This window comes from Luteococcus struthionis, assembly GCF_048595755.1.
Lineage (GTDB): Bacteria > Actinomycetota > Actinomycetes > Propionibacteriales > Propionibacteriaceae > Luteococcus.
Genome location: NZ_CP184360.1, coordinates 1,725,256 through 1,742,118, shown reverse-complemented (window position 1 = coordinate 1,742,118; position 16,863 = coordinate 1,725,256). Strand labels below are relative to the sequence as shown.

Below are 16,863 nucleotides of genomic sequence, written 5' to 3'. Positions count from 1 at the left end.
GAAGCTGGTTGGACGCTGGTGCAGCTGGGCAGACTGTGCGTCGAACCATCGCGCGTCAGGGAGTGTCGATCCGGCCGGGTGGACGACCACCCCGACGTGACACGAAGTGCAGCTCAGCAGCGTGAGTTGATGGGAACCCGCCCGCGGTCCGTCGGGCGCATCGCCTGGGCCATCATCTGGTCGCGCATGATCGCTCGCACTAGGCGGAACAGGCTAATGGGACCGTTGAGAACGAACTTGAAGGCATTCCAGATGCCCCACAGCACGACCAGGTGCAGCCACTCGGGCGCCCCACGGTCGATCAGGATCGTGCACACGTTGGCGATGGCAAGGCACGGGACACCGACTAGCATTGCCGGGACACCCCACTTCAACCCTCGCCGGGTTCGCGTAGCTGCGAGCAGTCGGTTGCTCGGCATGTAGTGCTGGAAGAAGTCATGGGCGTGGATGCTGAGCATCCAGATGGATCGGAATATGATCGGGCTCTCTCGTCACACGTGCTACTCCGTCGAGGAGGCAGTACGTAGGTGAGCGCCCGTAGGCCGTCCCGAAAGACCCGCAAGAGAGAACCTGCCTCGCCACCAATGTACGCCATCGTCGTGACCCTGGATAGGTGCGGTCTGGCGAGACAGATTGACGCAGGGCCAGATCACAGCATCGAGCTGCTCTCACGGGCACCCGCACCAAGCGACGGGGCGGCAACGGGCCGCTACTAGCTTTCCTCGGGTTGGGTGTCGGTCGGGAGCACCGCAAGACCTGCAGCTGACGCCTTCATGGGCAGGAAGCCATACCTGCCGTCGCTAGCATGCTTGGTGAATGGGGTGTCCTTCGCGTCCTGAGCCAGAGGTTCAAGCGGATCAGTGTTCTCCATGACGATGACTTGGCCGTCAAAGTTGTCTTGGATGTTGCGGTAGAACGACCGAACAACGTCTTCCGGCGGGTCTTCGTCATCATCATGAGATTGGTCCGGCGGACGATAGGTCACGAGAGGCGAGTCGAGGACGACGAAGCCAGGGTGTGGGAGTTCGCGGTCGAAGCAATACTGCGCGAGTGCGAGGGTGAAGGCTGCGTGCAAAATGGCTCGGACGCCCTTGCCGTGGGCCGACCGCTTTTGGTCTCCAGCGATGATGTCCAGCTCGTTCCGGTCGTATCGGACCAGGGCTGCGTCGGGATATCCCCACTGGCGAAGGCGTTTGGAGATCTCGGCCGAAAACTCTCTCACGGCGGTGAGACTCAGGCTAGTTGCCGCAGTGGCTACCTCTGCGTCGCTCTCACTGGCGATTTTGCGGATCATTGCTTCGAGTGATGCCACTTGGTCGTACAGCCCGAGGTACTTTTCGACCTCACTTCGTTTCGCGAGGAGGTCGTTAAGGTCACCCTCGTGAGGGGCGATTCTGGCGTCGAGGGCCTCGATTTCCGTTTGCAGACGAGACGACTCCTGACGTGCTGATCTGATTGCTTCGCGGACGCTTCTGTTCCGCTCGTTCACGCTCTCGATCGTTACCAGCAGGTCTTGGTGAAGAGCGCGAGTCTTCAGAGTCTCCGCTTCCACGGATAGGCCAAAGCTGGTCGTATCGCCTGCGCAGTCGATATTGAGGTGTTGGTTTTCGGGCTCGGCGCCGCAGAAGACGCACGTGCCCTGCCGAAAGTAACCCAGCAGGTTGCCGGCCTCAGCAATCATTTCAAGGCGCGCAAGATCGCTCTCGTACTGTCTGCGCAGGAGCTCAAAGCGCTCTCGCAGAGCGGCGGCATCTGAGTACTCAAGTCGATAAGTTCGTTCTTCGCGCTCGATGCGAGTACGGTCTACAAGGAGTTGTCCTCTTTGCCTCGCCAGACCTCCCACCGTGGCAGTGTGTTCAGAAATGGTATGATTCAGCTTAGCCAGCTGTTCCTTGAGTTCGGTGGGTTCAGCGACGTCTTGAAGCTGAGTTTCGAGTTGGCCGAGCATCCGCTCTACTACCTCTTGACGGGCTCCGCGTAAAAGCTTCTGTTCTTGAGTTGATGGAACAGTCTCCAGCGCCGAATCGTCTTCTCCTGTAAGCAGGAGCTTGAGAATAGAGACTTCCTTCGTCCTGCTGACATGCTGACCGCTGATCCCTGGCGCCTCTTCAGCCTGCATCTTCGTCTCGCCGATGATGCATAGCTTGGTGAGATCACGGAAACTAAGCATGTTGGTTTCGTTGCGCGCGTTCTTGCGAACTCGCTTTTCGTCGAGCCCGACCTGCCCCAGAAGGAACCGGGAGAGATTTGAGGTCGTTGATGCACTGTGTTTCGCCGAAAGCGTTTCATCCGGCGGGCCTGGGGGTTCGAAGCGGAGGTCGGCTCGGTAGAGGCAGATGTTGCCTCCATCGATCGCACGCGCGAGAGTGACGCGGTCACCTTCTGGGAGTTCAAGACCGAGAAGGACCCTGCTGTAACCATCCCGTTCGGGTATTTCTTTGAGTTCCTTCGCGCCGAGGACGAAGTCGATGGCATCTACGATGAATGACTTGCCAGTGTCGGAGGGGCCGTGGATGACTGTGACATGGGGGCTGAAGTCTACGGAAGCGTCTGGCACGTTGGTGCCGGTGAAGGTCAGGTGAGTGAGCGTGAGCCGTCTCATCACTGTGCGCCCCCGCCCGGTGCTGGAATGACTTCAAACTCCTCGGACCAGTGTGACGATACTTCGCGCATGCGTTCGCGTAGGCCGTGGTCATCGATGTGACCGAGTTCTGCAACAACCCAACAGGCCCGTTCGTGTAGCGCTCGCGCGTAGTCGCTTTCGAGAAGGCGGAGAAAACTCTCGGCGCTGTCGCTGGCACGAAACTCAATACCGCCGTCCTCGGCAACCATCTCTGCGAGTCCAGCTTGGAGCATGAGGTGAAGTCCATCTTCAATATGCCGTCTCTTTACCCCAAGTTCGCCAACTCGGACAGGGATGGGCGGGTGCAGACTCTCGGGCCCATCAAAGTCCGCGCTGTGGAGAAGGCCGTGGTCCAGCAGCACCAAACGGTTGATGTCGAGATGAGCAGGAAAGGCTGCCGCCAAGAGGGTAAGTACTCGGAGTCCGACTTCGAAAGGGCTGTTGAGGGGGCTATCCATTGCGCTTCACCCAGGTCAGTCGATCCGCGTTGGCAAGCTGGTGACAGATTCCTTGGCGGTCTTCCATTCGTGATACTGAGATTAGAGAGTGAGCTCCCAAGTCTAGTTGCCCGGACTGAGCCAGGACAGCGCGGAGTCGATCCATTCCGGTGGAATGCTCAGCTTCGGCGGTGTCGATGACGCCGGTGTACACGTCGCTTTGCAGGAGCTCATACGTTCCGTCGGGGACGGCGTCGCGTGCGTAGAGCCTCAGCGCCTCGGCAGAGTAGAACGACTCACGCTGACGCTGAAGGTGGGGCCCGTAGCTTGTGTGTACTGACACGGAGGCCGCATCAGTGCAGGAGGTCGGCTCTTGCTCGGCGTAAACGTCAACGAGCTTCTTGACGTAGACAGCTTCCACAGGCGTGGGGATGGCAGGAGCCTCCCCGACTGGAGGACGCGCTGGCAGCGGAGTCCCAAATCGAGCTGCAAAATAGTGCGTGTTTCGATGCACGTCGAGCATCTCGTTGAACTCAATGGATCGGAATATCGAGAAGTTGGTGGTTTCTGCTAGATCTCGGATCGCCCGCAAGGTGCTGTCATCGAGGTTCTTCGTGGTCGGAGCCCGGGTGTCAATCGCGTTCAGGAATTTCTTCTGTAACTCGCTGGGCTTGCTTAGCAGGCGGTTGAACGAACTGCCACATCCGCGAGGGGTAACGAACGCGTACTGGTCAGGCAGTACATAATATTGATCAACTACGCCTCGGAAGAGCTTCAGCATCTCGGGGATCGCGTCCGAAGTCTTCAGCGGCTCAGCGTAGTGTTTCGCTTGGTAGCAGTCCCATGAGTCTTCGAGGCCACGGTCGGTCTTGAAGGCTGCAACGTCAATGCCGCGGTCTCCTGGGCCGCCAAGCTGTTTGATTTGGACGTACGAGGTGGTCAGACCAGTGGCCCATTCCGTGATGAAGATTTCCCATTCATCAGCGGAGTAGAAGTAGACACGTTGGACCGGGGAAACAGGAGGGCCAGTCAGCGAGGGTGCCGGCGAGGTCCCGGTGCTTGGTGTTGGCATGTCGACGAGCTGGAGGGCGCGTCTCGCTGAGCTCGCATCGTCGTCGACCGACACGCAGTCACCTCCTTGTTCTGGTGTCACACCACCCATCCTAAGAGAGAACATGCCCAGTATCACCGGTCGACACGTCGAGTCGCTGCCGACGGCGCAGGCGTACCCCTGGGCGGTGAAACCCCGTTCTCCGAGATCGTCACAGGCGGGGCGATTCGACCAGTCCAAGGGCGGCGGCAGGAACACCTTCTCGGTGAACCTGTTTGAGGAGGAGCCGTCGTGTCTGGTGTTGCTGGTCTTGGTTTTGATGAACGTCGTGCCCGGGTGGTGCTGGCAATGCTGGCGGAGCCGGATGATCCCGTCACGGGAGGGCTGATGCGCCGCGTGGGTACCGTTGAGACGCTCGGGCTGCTCGACACCGACACTGTCGTGCCGGGTTTGAGCCGGGTTGATGGTCAGGTGTGGCGTGACCGCCTCACTTCACCGGGCAGGATGGATGGGCTGGACCAGCGGCTGCGCATGGTGGAGGACACTGAAGCGCCCCAGGTTCTCTGCCGCTTTCATGCGGGTTGGGGCTCTCTGGTGAGGCCCTCGTAGTGGGCTGCCTCGTAGGCTGCTGGTGGCACGTTACCAATGCTGGAGTGGAGCCGGCGGGTGTTGTACCAGTCGACCCAGCCGGCGCTGGCGTACTCGACGTCAGCGAGGGACTTGTACGGCCCGTCGTGGAAGATCCTGGTCCGGACGCATTCGGCCTTGTAGAGCCCATTGATCGTCTCCATCAACGCATTGTCGTAGGCATCACCGACGGTGCCGATCGAGGGGCGGATGTTCTCCAGCGCGAGGTGCTCGGTGAGCGTCAACGAGGTGTATTGACTGCCTGCGTCGCTATGGTGGATCAACTGTCCAACTTCGACAGGGTAGCCTTGCCGCTCACACTGCCACACAGCCATCCGCAGCGGCGTCAGGACCAGGTCGACGTGCTTGATGGTCTGCGCATGCCAGGCCACGATCCGTTGGGAGAACACGTCCACGATGAACGCGACATAGACCCAACCAGCCCAGGTTCGGCAGTAGGTGAAGTCGGTCACCCAGCACCGGTTTGGCGCATCCGCGGTGAAGTCCCGGTTCACCAGGTCCCCGGCACGGATCCCGTCCTTGGCCGGGATGGTCGTGCGAATGCCCTTGTCGCGGCGAACACCGTGCAACCCGAAACCGCGCATCACCCGGTCCACCGACCCGGGCGAAACCCTCACGCCAAGATGGTTGCGGACCGCGACAAGCATCTTGCGACGTCCGTAGAGCCCCTCGGGGTTCATCACCTTGCGACGACCCCCGCCAGACAGGTCCTCATACCGCCACACGATCCGGTGGACGGCGTCGGCGACCTGCGCGTCCGAGACCGTGCGGGCGCTGACCCGACCCCTGGCCCAACAACGGTAGGTCCGTGCGGCGACCTAGCAACCCTGCTCGCGCAGCACCCGACAGATCCACTCGACCGCATGGCCCTCGACACGAAGCATGTCGATGAAACCCAAGATCATCGGTTGCGGGGGTCGAGTTCCCCCACGAAGAAACTCGTGGCCGCCTTCAGGATCGCCACGTCCTCGCGCAGCCGCTTGTTCTCGGCCGTCAGCTTCTTGATCTCCTCCAGCTCAGCGCTGGTCGTTCCCGGCCGGGCCCCGGAATCGACCTCGGCCTGGTTCACCCACCGCCGCAACGACTCCTTGCCGACCCCCTCCTGCCGGGCCACGGCCTCCAGCACCTTCGACTCGGTCGGGTACTCCGAGCGGTGCTCCTGCACCAACCGCACCGCCCGGGCACGGACCTTCTCATCGATCACTTTCGGCATGACTGCATCCTCTCGAACTCAAACGGATGCGACATCAAACCCGGGGCGCTTCAAGATGCTCCTCGACCCCGAGATCAACGCCAACGCCCTCACCTGGGCCCAAGAAAGCAACAAGGCCCGAACCGGAACCATCGATGATGGCAAGGGTTCGAGCCTTGTGCGTGGGGTGGAGCATAGGGGATTCGAACCCCTGACCTTCTCATTGCGAAAGCCTCCTTGCCGTGAATTCGCCCCGTTTGGAGGCGGTTCCACGCCTGCCGACAGCTGCACGGATGCCGTCGATTTCAGGTCGGGGGTCCGCCGGGGGCCCGCGAGATCCGGACTGTTCGATTTTCGGTCCGGCGCGGTCCATGCCGGTGAGAACTTTGCCCGAGCGGGTGTGGTCGGCATGGATCGTGGCGGCGCCTTGGTTGCCGACGCAATTCGGATGCCGGAGACGGGCAGGGTCCGTAGTCTTCCGTACATGGTGAAGTGGGATGGCGGGCTTCCACGGCCTGCACGCGAGTACCCAGCCGAGGAGCGCGAGATCAGGTTCTTCTTCGACTACGGCCACCCGTGGCCGCTGTGGGAGAACTACACCGACGAGTACGCGATGACACCCGAGGACTACGCTCTCTCCCCCGAGCTGGTCACGTTGCTCCGGCGTTGCGGTGCGCTCTGGGACTGTATCGACTTTGACGGTCGCTTCAACCCGCCCGAAGCCCAGGCACAGTACGAGGAGGCCTGCACGGAAGCAGTGAAGATGCTGCGAACGGAGGTCTACCCGATCAAGGTCGTGCGCGAGTAGGTCGAGTCGGTGAAGATCCAGGGCGCCCTGAACCAGATGGCTCGGGGCGCCCTGTCATGTTCGGGACCGGCGGCGGTGGGGTGCGACGGGGTGCGCGCAGGGAGCGAAGCGACCGGAGCGCGGGGCCCTGTCGCGGGGCCCCGCTGCCGCCGGTCACGTGCGCCGAAGGCGCCTTGAGTCAGTAGGGAAGGTTCTCACGCGTCTCCGCTGACGTTTCCACCCTCCTCCCGAGCCAGTGAATCAGCGAGAGACTTCACCGATTCGGTCAGTTCATGGATGATGTGGTCAAAAGCAGCCGACGGCTTCATCCCGGAGATTCCAAGTTGCGCTTGAGCCTTGGGGCTATCGGAGTTGCTCAGATGTGCAACACCCCCTCGAGAACGCAATGCGTATAAATTCGATAACACCTTCGATGGCTCACTTGGAACATCGCGCGCCTCCAACCAGGACTTCAGCTGAGCGAGCGACTGACCTTGAGTACCCACTGGAGCCTGAGACCTCAACAGTTTTGAGTTAAGGGAATCAACAAATACCTTGGTCAAAATCAACACAGGACCATTAAGACTAACCGGATCCTCGTTCATTGGCCCCATGAGCGAGCGATATTCAAGCTCGAGGTCCTTCGGAAGTTCCTTCCAGAGCGGATCGCCAAAGACTGCAACGAATCTCTGATTGGCCTCGACCCTCGCTCGCTTGAGATCACCAATAGGATCCGGAGAATCGACAAACTGGCCAAGGAAGTCGCGACGGAATCTGCCTTCTTCCATTTTCCCTTCCGGCGGGACGTTATATGACTTCCAATGGCCCCAGTCTTGATGGGGGATTTTTTGTGCAATATCGCCGAGATAAACCTCAACGAGGCCCGCAGTATTGATCGAAATATCCACCCCCCAGAGATGAAGGCAAGAGAGACGGAATGGTGTGACGTGATATCGGCTCGGCTGCGCCAAGTAGTCCTGCAGCACTTCCCGCCGAAAATAGATAGGCGTCAGGTAATGAGGGTAATCCGAGTCTGTGGAGTGATAGGAACTCAGAGCCTTCGGATCACATGGCCAGTTCATGAGCTTCCCAGTCTCACCATCCCGGGCGTAGATGAACTCTTCGAAGGCTATCTCTTCCGGAGAAAAGTCATCGAACCTAGGGAGTCGAGGACTCTTCCTCCCTTTGATCACATAGTTCCCATCTAGCATCGAGAAGCACTCTTCACGTAGGGCTGTCGGCTCTCCCGTTGCAAAGAAACTGAAGTGCCCCCACGCGTTATGAAACTCGTCATCGACGCGATCGAAGTCCACGCGAGGCAACGCGATCACAGACCTCTTATACAGGACCGCTGACGCGCCACGGTAGTGCAAGAACGTCTGGAATTCGTCAGCTCGAATTTCCACGAACCAGCTGCCTTCCTCGGCGCGATACCTAACCAGTTCTTGAGTACGCCCGGCGGCGTCAAGATAGCTCCAACCACCGCCCACTGGAAAAGCGTCCCAAAACCAAAGGAATGTGTTCGACAACTCGACCTGAGGCAGATCAGAACCCAGCGCCTGCCTAGCGTTAACGAACCATGAAACTTCGAAGCAGGATTCCCCTTCACCCCGAACGTTTGCGGAGAGTCCATTGGAACTCATATGGGGGCCGCACTCAACTTTCCCCAAGTCCTCGCCTAGCCAATTCGTCGCCTCGAGGGCCAGCTCCTCGGAGCCTGCATCGACAAGAAGACAACCGGTGCTGAAAGTGCTAGTGCCGTGCATAGGAGAAGCTACGACGCGGTACTCTTCAACGGCAAGCCACCCCTTGGGGCTGGGGGTGATATTCGACAACCAGTCGCTCGGCCACAGGAGCGGTGGGAAGGATCCGCTGGGGATATCCCATAATCCTCCCAGGTCGTTGAGTTCATCGGACGTAAATCCGGGAATCTGGGGGATATTCATGATCACTTTCACGAGTCTGATTATATGACGAGATTACTTGATTCTTTCTTGCGATGGCCTATAGATCTACCAGCCACGAGGTCGTTTGCCTGTCGCATAACGATATGCCAAAGCGGGAACTGATCCACCCCTAAAGACATGTTCGAAAGTACCAATCTTTTCCCAACCCATTCGCTCGTAGAGCGCAATCGCAGCCCGATCTTTCGCCATTACGTCGAGAACGGGAATTCTTCCGACAGCTTCTGAGTAGTCAACAGCAGCATTAATCAAGTTGCCCGCTATACGCTTCCCTCGGGCGGAAGGGTCTACGAAGAGGCGGCCGAGCACGGAGATTTCTTCACCGGAGAGCCCGCTTCGCTGCTCTTCGATCTTGGTAGCTGCATCGCCATCCCCAGGTTCCGCGAGCATCACTTGTCCTACAACCTCGCCATCCAGTTCAGCCACCCATGAACTCAGCATCCGATCAGAGCAAAGCCACGCCACTGGATCAGCAACACCCTCCACGGGGTAGCCATCCTGAGCGTGAACGCGAACTAGCACGTCAGCAAGTGCCTGGATGTCTTCCTCGACCCTAGGCCGGATCACGACGGTCATGTCACTCCTCCACAGGCATGGTGTAGTCGAGGCCAGTCACGTCAGCACGCATGGTGAACGTGGTGACCTCGAAGGGCTGTCGGTATTGGTCGATGCTGGTATGCACAACGTCGATCACCGGAACCCCATCAGGGATCATGAGCTTCTCCACTTCGCTCGGCGTCGCCATGCGCGCCGAGATCTCCTCGCGGATGGTCACGACCTCATGGCCCTTCTCGGTGAAACGCGCATAGAGGCTGCCCGGGCCCAGGTTCGCGGAGTCAATCAGACGCGTGCCCTGGGCAATCGGGACCGGAATGTAGGTCACACCGATTTGGACAGCTTCATCGTCGGCGAAGTAGTGGTTCTCCCGACGCACGACGGCAGTCCCCTCAGCCAGGCCGAGGCGCTGCGCCACGAAGTCCGGCGCCGGCACCTGCTCGATGCTGGTGCAGTCGACGCTGGGTACGCGTCCTTGGGCTTCGACCTCAGCCCGGAAGGGCGACAGCCCAGTTCGCTCGCGGAGCTTCTGCGAGTAGCGGGAAGAGCCGAAGCGCATCAGCCTGGGCTTGACCCGGACAAACGCTCCCCTACCGTGCTCAACAGTGACGAGCCCCTCGTCAGCCAGGAGCCGCACGGCTTCCCGGGCCGTGTTGCGAGCCACGTCATGCGTCTCGACCAGCTTTCGCTCGGAAGGGAGCTTGTCACCCGGTGCGAGCTCGCCGGACTCGATGGCAGCGCGCAGTTGCGCCGCGAGTCGCCGACTGGCCGGCTCGGACTTGCCTGTGTCAGTTGCCATGGGGATGAGTCTACGAAGACTGGCTCAGGCCAGGGCCCACTATTGGGCGAAATCGCAAGGTGACCTTGTATCGCCCGGCGCTACAGGCCATCAGGCGGTGACCATCTTGTTCGACTTCGACCGATTGCACTTCCAGCACAGGGTCTGCAGGTTCTCCTCCGCCGTCAGACCGCCCCGGGACACGGGGACGATGTGGTCGACCTCGAGGAGCAGGTGCGGCTCCGCGTGAGTGCTGATCCCGCACTGCTTGCAGGTGTAGTTGTCGCGGCCCTTGATGTGTTCACGAAGACGGCTGGTCATGAGTGCGCGCTGCCCTGCCGCGCTCTTGCGGAAGCGGATCTTCTCGGACATCGTCTCGGTCAGCGCGTCGATGGTCGGAGTGTCCAGGCGGACGCTGGTGCGCTGGGCGCTGTTGCCACCGGCGCTCGTGTACTCGAAGACGTACTGCGGGTACGGCACGGTGATCGGAGAGAACTCGACCCCGACTTGGTCCAGGAACTCGTTCATGAAGTGCTTGCGGATGAACTTCGGCGGGTCGATCCGCTCGGTAATGCTGGTCTCCCGGAACTGCAGGTTGGCAACAGCCTCTTCCAGGTTGGAGATGCTCGTGCCCATCTCCTCGACCTGCCCCAAGGTCTCCTCGTCGGCCTTGATGTTGAAGTATTTCATCACGTACTTGATGGGGTCCATGCTGGCGTTGCGGACCACCTGCAGTGAGCAGTTGTGGACGTTGGGCGCCTCGAACTGCGCCACGTTGCGATCGCGCCGGTAGTTCCACTGGCTCACGTTCTCCGTGGTCGCCAAGTGGGCGTACTGCCCGGTGCTCGACTGGCCGACGGCAAACGAGCCACGCTCGCGGATCTCCGCGATGTATTCAGCAAGCTCGTTGTGCTCGGCGACCACCGAGGCGATGTCAGCCTTGGCCTGCTGGAACTCCTCGCTCGCGAAGTAGCGCCGCTTTCTCACGTGAAGGACGATCGCTGGGGTCCAAGCGCCCACAGCCAGGAGCAAACCAACGAGCTTGTCACTGCCCGCGCCACCGACCAGACCGAGGATGCCAATGGCGAACACCACCCATCGCAGCTTGTGGCTTCGCTTCTCGGGGGTCCGGGCGGTGCTACTCACGTCCACTCCTGTCATGTCTGGGCCAGCGATTACTGACTACCGATAGACATTCTTGCGGACACGTCTGACATTCGGTATACCTCAGGCGACGGATCTGCCGCTCCGAGCCCCGGTGGCACTCTCGGTTGACATCCCTGTCTTCGGTGATGCCCGCGAAGCCAGCGGGTTTGGCGTCCGATCACCAAGGGAGCGTTCCCAACTCCACATCGTCCTCCCACGTCCCCACAACCAAGTTCTCGCTAAAGCGCACGTTCTTGAAGTCACTCATGTACCAGCCACAACTGGCTGGGGCCCAAGTCGATAGTTCGTCGTCCACCGGACTCTCCATCCAGAGGGACCTTGCCCCGAAAGGAAGACAGGGGAGGCTCGGCGACAGCGTGATGTCGTCGTAGTCATCGAAGACAAGGCTGTGAGCACGGGGATCGGTATGGCGCAGGATTTGTTGGACCTCTGGAGGCAAGTGATCAGCCTCGTCGCTGGGCGCAACGTATGCGTACTTCATGACCCCACAATATGGGTGACGCAGTGGGCGGCCACGCGTAACAACCCCAGACCTCCCTTCACGATTGCGCTGACCTGGGCTCCGACCCCGGCAAGCTCGCACACCATTGACGCAACTGGCTCAAGCCAGTTAAGGTCTCCCCAGCTGGCTCAAGCCAGTTCATCCTAAGGAGGCAGTCATGTCAGTGCAGCGCAAGATCCTGGTCTCGATGGAGTCCGTGTTCCCGGCGGGGGCGTTCCTGGTGGGGCAGGTGGAGCCGGTGTGGAACTTCGACAAGGCGGTTCAGCGTCCCGATGGGTCGCGGCCGCAGCAGCTCGACAAGGACACGGGCCTGCCGATCTGGCAGGTGCCGGTGCTCGACATGGATCCCGGGGCGGGCAACCGGGACAAGACGGTGGTGGTGAAGCTGGTGAGTGCCCACCAGCCGGTGCCGCCGGCCAACAAGAGCAACCTGCCGATCACCCCGGTGGCCTTCGAAGGCCTGTCGATCACCCCGTGGGTCGATGACAACGGCCAGCGCCCCCGTCTCATGTACTCCATCCGCGCCACCGGCTTCGCCGACGAGGCCCCGACCGCCGAGCGCAAGGCGGCCTGACGATGACCGTCGCAACGCTGCCCAGCCCCGACCGCAGGCGTCTTCACGTCGCGGCCGTGGCTGGGGCCGTGTGGCGCCCCCTCCGGGTGTCCGGTGTGTTCGTGGGGCGCCTGCTGCGCGGCATCTGGCACAGCGGGTGGTGGTTCGTCACCTGCTACATGACGTGGCTGGTCGTGGCTATCACGGCCGGTATCGACAGCCGCACCGCGCACCTGGGCATGTGCGTGGCGAGCGCCGCGTACCTGATGCCGTTGGTGGGTGGTGCGTGGTGGTCGTTGGCCAACCCGTTCACCTTCGACCGGTACGTCGCCGGGTCGCGTCGTCGCTGGCACTGGCGGCGGTGGGCTCGGAAGAACTGGGACGAGCTGGCCCGTGAGTGTGGCCTGTCGGTGCAGCGGACGCGCATCGAGAAGGTGACCCGAAAGGTCCGCGTCGGTGACCGCACCGAGTACGTGCGCGAACCCCAGCAGGTGGAGCACTGGGTCGCCCCGTACCTGTCGAGGGTGGAGACCCGTGGCGATCTGCTCGTGTTGCGGGTCCGGGCCCGGATCGGGCAGACCTTGGAGGAGATCGAGGCCGCCGTCCCCGCCCTGCAGGTCGCCGCCGCAGCCACCTCCGGACGGTGCGTGTTCGTGTCGGAATGCCAGGTCGAGGTCCAGCTCATGATGCGCAACGCCCTCGCCTCCGGCCGCGAAGCCAGCATCCTCACTCGCAACGACCTGGGCACCATCGGCATCGTCCCCGCCGGCCGCACCCAGGCCGGCACCACCTGGCATCTGCCGGTGATCGGGCGCCACACGCTGATCGTGGGCGCGTCCGGGTCGGGCAAGGGCTCGCCCGTGTGGTCGGTGTGCGGGAACCTCGCTCCCGCGGTTCCGACCGGTGAGGTGCAGCTGTGGGGCATCGACCTCAAGCACGGCCTCGAACTGTCGATGGGCAAGCAGTTGTTCTGCTGCATGGCCACCACCCCCCGCCCAGGCATTGGAGGTGTTGCGTCAGCTCCGCAAGGTGATCGACGCACGGGGCGCGGAGATGGCCGGTGTCTCGCGCCTGCACCAGCCGCGCCCTGGTGACCCGCTGCATGTCCTGGTGATCGACGAGTTGGCCGTGCTCACCTCCTACGGCCCTCCCGAGATCGTGAAGGAGGCCTCCAGCCTGCTGTCGGAGGTGCTCACCCAGGGCCGTGCCCTCGGCGTCATCGTGCTGGCCGCCGTGCAGGACCCGCGCAAGGAGATCGTCGGCATGCGAGACCTGTTCACTCAGGCCCTCGCCCTGCGGCTCAACAGCTCCACCGAGACGCGCATGGTGCTCGTCGACGAGACCACCCGTGTGGCCCCTGCCCACCGCATCCTGCGCTCTCAGCAGGGCACCGGTTGGATCCAGGACGAGGACGGCACCTTCGACAAGGTCCGCGCCGATTATTGGCCTGACAAGACCATCCGCGAAGTCGCCCGCCGCAACCCCTCGCCGGTGCACGTCGAGCTGCCGAGCGAACAGCAGACCGCCGAGGACGCCCTCCCCCGGCCACCTCTCCGGTGGTGAATGCCGCCCAGGAGTTCAGCGAGCCGCGTGCCCGCAAGCCCCGGAGCCCGCGCAAGCCCCGACAGCCCCGCAACAGCGGGGACCAGGGAAATCCCCTCGACAGGCTCGGGATCGGGATGCATCGCTCGGGGATCGGGAAGGTTCGCTCAGGGCCTGTGCCCCTGAGGCGGATGGTCATTTCGACAAGCTCAATGAGCAGGAAGGACCGCAGGCAGCATGACCGGCCACGCGGGGGCCCACCTCGAGGGATTCGGAGAGGCCGCCCCTCTCACCCTCGACCTGGGCCCCCGCGCACAAGCCGCCCTGCTCGACCGCATCGGGGAGACACAGCAGGCGATGGCGGCGTCGTCGCCCCAGTGCTGGCGGATCTGGCGGTCGGCCTCGTACTGCACCGAGGGGTCTCGATGCTGATCGCGGCGCACAGTTCGTTGTAGCCCTGCGGCAGCGCCGGGTCCCAGAAGATCGTGATGTTCGGCTCCGGGGCGGGGCCGAGGTTGCGCAGGGTCTGCAGCAGGCGGAAGGAGGTCTTGGTCCCCAGGGTGCGGCCGTCCTCGCCCAGGCCGGCATCGCTCCAGGTGGCCCAGTAGGGGTCGCCGGAGAAGATCTGGTCGTAGTCGATGGTGCGCAGGAAGCGCACGATGCGCAGCTTCAGCACCAGGGCGTCGACGATCTCCTGGGCGCCCTGCTCGGTCAGGGTGCCGGCGGCCAGGTCGCGCTCGAAGTAGATGTCGAAGAAGGCCGACAGGCGGCCGAAGCTCATCGCGGCGCCGTCCTGGCTCTTGATGCTGGCCAGGTAGCCGAAGTAGGTCCACTGCACTGCCTCCTGGGCGGTGCGGGCGGGGCGCGAGATGTCGAAGCCGTAGCTGGCGGCCATCGTCTTGAGCTTCTTGAGCGCCTTGACCTGTTCGGAGTGCTCCTCGCGGAAGCGGGCCCAGTGCTCGTCGAAGGGCTTGTCGGCAACCGAGTCCTTGGCCTGGTTCTTCTCGGCGATCAGCGCGTCGACGCCGTAGAGGGCCACGCGGCGGTAGTCGCCGATGATGCGGCCGCGGCCGTAGGCGTCGGGCAGGCCGGTGATGATGTGGGAGCTGCGGGCGGCGCGGATGCGCGGGGTGCAGATGTCGAAGACGGCCTCGTTGTGCGTCTTGCGGTACTTGGTGAAGACCTCCTTGACCCGCTCGTCGAGCTCCAGGCCGGCCTCCTTGATGGCGGTCTCGACCATGCGCCAGCCGCCATTGGGCATCATGGCGCGCTTGAGCGGGGTGTCGGTCTGCAGTCCGACGATGACGTCGTCGTCGCTGCTGATGTAGCCGGGGGCGAAGGCGTCCACGTCGGCCGGGGTCTGGGTGTCGACGTCGTATACGCGCTTGGCGCGCTCGACCGACAGGTAGTCCTTCTCGAGGGTCTCGAAGGTGCGCTGGGTCTTCTCGGTGGGGCCGGCGAGGAAGGCGGCATCACCCTCGTAGGGGGTGTAGTTGCGCTGGATGAAGTCGCGCACGTCGATGGCCTCCTGCCACGGGCCGGCGGTGAAGCCCTCCCACTCGACTGCCTTCTCGACCAGTGGCGATGACGTGTCCATCTCTGCGCTTACCCTCTTCCAATGTGGTGAATGGGATCCAACCCGGACCCCCTTTCAAGTGGCGAATCGCGGGGTGCTTGTTGGTGTGAAGGGTGCAGGGTGTATACGGCGGGCCTCGTGAACAGGAGCGGAAACGGCTGCACCGCTTGCCAGGAGGGAATCCCGGCGGCTCCCGGGGGTTGGAGCGACCCCCGCGACACTCCCCTGACACCCGGAACGTGTCGAGCTGCGGCACGCGCCGGTGGGGAATTTCACCCGTCGTGACGGAGGGCCTCCGCAGCGGCCTATCAGGGCGCGGCGACGCGTTCGAGGGCGTCGATGTCGAGGATGGTGACGTCCCGCCGCCCGTGCAGCTCGATGACGCCCGACGCGGAGAGCGCGGCGAGGCGTCGGCTAAGTGTCTCTGGCGTGGTGCCCAGGTAGGCGGCGATCTCCTGCTTGGCCATCGGCAGCCGCACGCTCGGCAGGCCGTCTCGCATGCTGCCGGGAAGGTCCAGGAGGTAGGCGGCGACGCGGACGCCGACGTCGTGGGAGGTGATCGCGGCCAGTAGTCGCTCGACCGACGAGAGCCGGTCGGAAAGGGTTCGCAACATGGCCTGGCTGATGTCGGGATAGGCGCGCAGCAGGGCGGCGAGGTCGGCATGGTCGAAGACGCACATCTGGCTGTCCTCGAGTGCGGTGACCAGCTCGTTCGAACGGTGACCGGTCAGGAAGGCATGGTCTCCCACCACATCGCCGTCGGTCACCGTGCGCAGGATCTGCTCCTGTCCGTTGGCGGCCGTGCGGCTGACCTTGAGCTGTCCGCTGTGCATGACCAGCACGCGCGGGACCTGGTCTCCGGGACCGTAGACCATCTCGCCCTTGTCCACGCGCAGCGGGTGGGCGAACTCGGCGACGTGCAGCTGCTGGTCGTGGGTGAGTCCTTTGAAGATCGGGACGCGAGTGACACACAAATCGTCCGCAGGCATGACACAAAGGCTACCGGAGCCGGCATCGAGGGCACCGTCGGAGAGGCTGGCAAAGGATTTCCAGCAGTCGCAGCCGGTACTTGACCTGCGTCAAGGAGTTCCGGGCGGCAAAAACCTAGCGTGAGGGTCGTCAAGAGGTAACCGTCACGAAAGGAAGAGCCAATGACCACCTCCACCACCACCCACACCGTTCTTCGGGCGGAAGGATTCTCCTGCCCCTCCTGCGTTTCCAAGATCGAGAAGCAGGTCGGCCGTCTCAAGGGCGTCGAGAGCGTGAAGGTCCACTTCGCCTCTGCCCGCATCGAGGTCTCCCACGACGCGGACAGCGTCTCCGTCGACGATCTCGTCGCCGCCGTTGCCAAGGCTGGTTACAAGGCCGCCCCTTCGGCCTTCTGAGGACGCCGCGGCCGGTGCGCATTCCGCCCGGCCGCATTTCATCCGTGCCGGTTCTTCGGCACAGATCCCAGAAGGCACGAAGCCCAAGAATCAACAAGCCCAG

Annotated in this window: 17 protein-coding genes and 1 pseudogene; 6 read left to right on the top strand and 12 right to left on the bottom strand. The window is 62.6% G+C overall.

Annotation, left to right across the window (positions count from 1 at the left end; genetic code table 11):
- Positions 1–113: 113 nt before the first annotated feature.
- From ACOAMO_RS07930 to ACOAMO_RS07915, 4 genes are all read right to left on the bottom strand, one after another.
- Positions 114–317, bottom strand: coding sequence for a hypothetical protein (locus ACOAMO_RS07930; protein ID WP_420174275.1), 204 nt, complete (start codon positions 315–317; stop codon positions 114–116).
- 395 nt (positions 318–712) lie between these two features.
- On the bottom strand, positions 713–2,602 hold the full coding sequence (locus tag ACOAMO_RS07925; protein ID WP_420174274.1) for an AAA family ATPase: 1,890 nt from the start codon (positions 2,600–2,602) through the stop codon (positions 713–715).
- A complete protein-coding gene (locus ACOAMO_RS07920) occupies positions 2,602–3,081 on the bottom strand; it encodes an ABC-three component system middle component 2 (RefSeq protein WP_420174273.1) in 480 nt (159 codons plus the stop codon). Before ACOAMO_RS07920 ends, ACOAMO_RS07925 begins: the two co-directional genes overlap by 1 nt.
- On the bottom strand, positions 3,074–4,186 hold the full coding sequence (locus ACOAMO_RS07915; protein ID WP_420174272.1) for an ABC-three component system protein: 1,113 nt from the start codon (positions 4,184–4,186) through the stop codon (positions 3,074–3,076). The genes ACOAMO_RS07920 and ACOAMO_RS07915 overlap by 8 nt, the downstream gene beginning before the upstream one ends.
- Before the next feature lie 216 nt (positions 4,187–4,402).
- On the opposite strand from ACOAMO_RS07915, the gene ACOAMO_RS07910 reads away from it, so the two are divergent.
- Positions 4,403–4,720, top strand: coding sequence for a hypothetical protein (locus ACOAMO_RS07910; RefSeq protein WP_420174271.1), 318 nt, complete (start codon positions 4,403–4,405; stop codon positions 4,718–4,720).
- On the opposite strand, the pseudogene ACOAMO_RS07905 reads toward ACOAMO_RS07910, so the two are convergent.
- A pseudogene (locus ACOAMO_RS07905) lies at positions 4,684–5,972 on the bottom strand (IS3 family transposase). The gene ACOAMO_RS07910 and the pseudogene ACOAMO_RS07905 overlap by 37 nt on opposite strands.
- Here ACOAMO_RS07905 and ACOAMO_RS07900 point away from each other — a divergent pair.
- Positions 5,971–6,759 (top strand): hypothetical protein, encoded by a 789-nt coding sequence (locus ACOAMO_RS07900; protein WP_420174270.1) that lies wholly within the window; start codon positions 5,971–5,973, stop codon positions 6,757–6,759. The pseudogene ACOAMO_RS07905 and the gene ACOAMO_RS07900 sit on opposite strands and share 2 nt — an antisense overlap.
- Before the next feature lie 194 nt (positions 6,760–6,953).
- Here ACOAMO_RS07900 and ACOAMO_RS07895 read toward each other — a convergent pair whose 3' ends face one another.
- The 5 genes from ACOAMO_RS07895 to ACOAMO_RS07875 form a co-directional block, all read right to left on the bottom strand.
- Complete coding sequence (locus ACOAMO_RS07895) at positions 6,954–8,696, bottom strand: hypothetical protein (RefSeq protein ID WP_420174269.1); 1,743 nt, start codon at positions 8,694–8,696, stop codon at positions 6,954–6,956.
- A 54-nt stretch (positions 8,697–8,750) separates the two neighbouring features.
- Positions 8,751–9,278 (bottom strand): GNAT family N-acetyltransferase, encoded by a 528-nt coding sequence (locus tag ACOAMO_RS07890; protein WP_420174268.1) that lies wholly within the window; start codon positions 9,276–9,278, stop codon positions 8,751–8,753.
- Between the two features lies 1 nt (position 9,279).
- The gene (locus ACOAMO_RS07885; protein ID WP_420174267.1) at positions 9,280–10,056 is read right to left on the bottom strand and encodes a GntR family transcriptional regulator; all 777 of its coding nucleotides are present in this window, start codon (positions 10,054–10,056) and stop codon (positions 9,280–9,282) included.
- 90 nt (positions 10,057–10,146) lie between these two features.
- Positions 10,147–11,181 carry an HNH endonuclease gene (locus tag ACOAMO_RS07880; RefSeq protein ID WP_420174266.1) on the bottom strand — a complete coding sequence of 345 codons (1,035 nt, stop codon included), beginning with the start codon at positions 11,179–11,181 and terminating at the stop codon, positions 10,147–10,149.
- Between the two features lie 178 nt (positions 11,182–11,359).
- Entirely contained in the window at positions 11,360–11,683 is a 324-nt protein-coding gene (locus ACOAMO_RS07875) for a hypothetical protein (protein WP_420174265.1), read from the bottom strand.
- A 178-nt stretch (positions 11,684–11,861) separates the two neighbouring features.
- Here ACOAMO_RS07875 and ACOAMO_RS07870 point away from each other — a divergent pair, with 178 nt between their 5' ends.
- Genes ACOAMO_RS07870 through ACOAMO_RS07860 form a run of 3 tightly spaced genes read left to right on the top strand, consistent with a single transcriptional unit; the run spans position 11,862 to position 13,820 of the window.
- A complete protein-coding gene (locus ACOAMO_RS07870) occupies positions 11,862–12,278 on the top strand; it encodes a plasmid replication, integration and excision activator (protein ID WP_420174264.1) in 417 nt (138 codons plus the stop codon).
- Between the two features lie 2 nt (positions 12,279–12,280).
- Positions 12,281–13,351 (top strand): FtsK/SpoIIIE domain-containing protein, encoded by a 1,071-nt coding sequence (locus tag ACOAMO_RS07865; RefSeq protein ID WP_420174263.1) that lies wholly within the window; start codon positions 12,281–12,283, stop codon positions 13,349–13,351.
- Positions 13,287–13,820 carry a hypothetical protein gene (locus ACOAMO_RS07860; RefSeq protein ID WP_420174262.1) on the top strand — a complete coding sequence of 178 codons (534 nt, stop codon included), beginning with the start codon at positions 13,287–13,289 and terminating at the stop codon, positions 13,818–13,820. The genes ACOAMO_RS07865 and ACOAMO_RS07860 overlap by 65 nt, the downstream gene beginning before the upstream one ends.
- A gap of 268 nt (positions 13,821–14,088) precedes the next feature.
- Here the strand turns inward: ACOAMO_RS07860 and ACOAMO_RS07855 are convergent, their stop codons facing one another.
- Together ACOAMO_RS07855 and ACOAMO_RS07850 are read right to left on the bottom strand one after the other, a co-directional pair.
- The gene (locus ACOAMO_RS07855; protein ID WP_420174261.1) at positions 14,089–15,396 is read right to left on the bottom strand and encodes a pyruvate formate lyase family protein; all 1,308 of its coding nucleotides are present in this window, start codon (positions 15,394–15,396) and stop codon (positions 14,089–14,091) included.
- A 287-nt stretch (positions 15,397–15,683) separates the two neighbouring features.
- Positions 15,684–16,364 carry a Crp/Fnr family transcriptional regulator gene (locus ACOAMO_RS07850; RefSeq protein WP_420174260.1) on the bottom strand — a complete coding sequence of 227 codons (681 nt, stop codon included), beginning with the start codon at positions 16,362–16,364 and terminating at the stop codon, positions 15,684–15,686.
- Positions 16,365–16,526: 162 nt separating this feature from the next.
- On the opposite strand from ACOAMO_RS07850, the gene ACOAMO_RS07845 reads away from it, so the two are divergent.
- Complete coding sequence (locus ACOAMO_RS07845; RefSeq protein WP_420174259.1) at positions 16,527–16,760, top strand: heavy-metal-associated domain-containing protein; 234 nt, start codon at positions 16,527–16,529, stop codon at positions 16,758–16,760.
- The last annotated feature ends 103 nt before the right edge of the window (positions 16,761–16,863 follow it).

Excerpts from the sequence above, each read along its gene's own strand:
- ACOAMO_RS07925 (WP_420174274.1), bottom strand. The coding sequence starts at position 2,602 with ATGAGACGGCTCACGCTCACTCACCTGACCTTCACCGGCACCAACGTG.
- ACOAMO_RS07920 (WP_420174273.1), bottom strand. The coding sequence starts at position 3,081 with ATGGATAGCCCCCTCAACAGCCCTTTCGAAGTCGGACTCCGAGTACTT.
- ACOAMO_RS07900 (WP_420174270.1), top strand. The coding sequence starts at position 5,971 with ATGACTGCATCCTCTCGAACTCAAACGGATGCGACATCAAACCCGGGG.
- ACOAMO_RS07890 (WP_420174268.1), bottom strand. The coding sequence starts at position 9,278 with ATGACCGTCGTGATCCGGCCTAGGGTCGAGGAAGACATCCAGGCACTT.
- ACOAMO_RS07885 (WP_420174267.1), bottom strand. The coding sequence starts at position 10,056 with ATGGCAACTGACACAGGCAAGTCCGAGCCGGCCAGTCGGCGACTCGCG.
- ACOAMO_RS07875 (WP_420174265.1), bottom strand. The coding sequence starts at position 11,683 with ATGAAGTACGCATACGTTGCGCCCAGCGACGAGGCTGATCACTTGCCT.
- ACOAMO_RS07870 (WP_420174264.1), top strand. The coding sequence starts at position 11,862 with ATGTCAGTGCAGCGCAAGATCCTGGTCTCGATGGAGTCCGTGTTCCCG.
- ACOAMO_RS07865 (WP_420174263.1), top strand. The coding sequence starts at position 12,281 with ATGACCGTCGCAACGCTGCCCAGCCCCGACCGCAGGCGTCTTCACGTC.
- ACOAMO_RS07855 (WP_420174261.1), bottom strand. The coding sequence starts at position 15,396 with ATGGACACGTCATCGCCACTGGTCGAGAAGGCAGTCGAGTGGGAGGGC.
- ACOAMO_RS07850 (WP_420174260.1), bottom strand. The coding sequence starts at position 16,364 with ATGCCTGCGGACGATTTGTGTGTCACTCGCGTCCCGATCTTCAAAGGA.
- ACOAMO_RS07845 (WP_420174259.1), top strand. The coding sequence starts at position 16,527 with ATGACCACCTCCACCACCACCCACACCGTTCTTCGGGCGGAAGGATTC.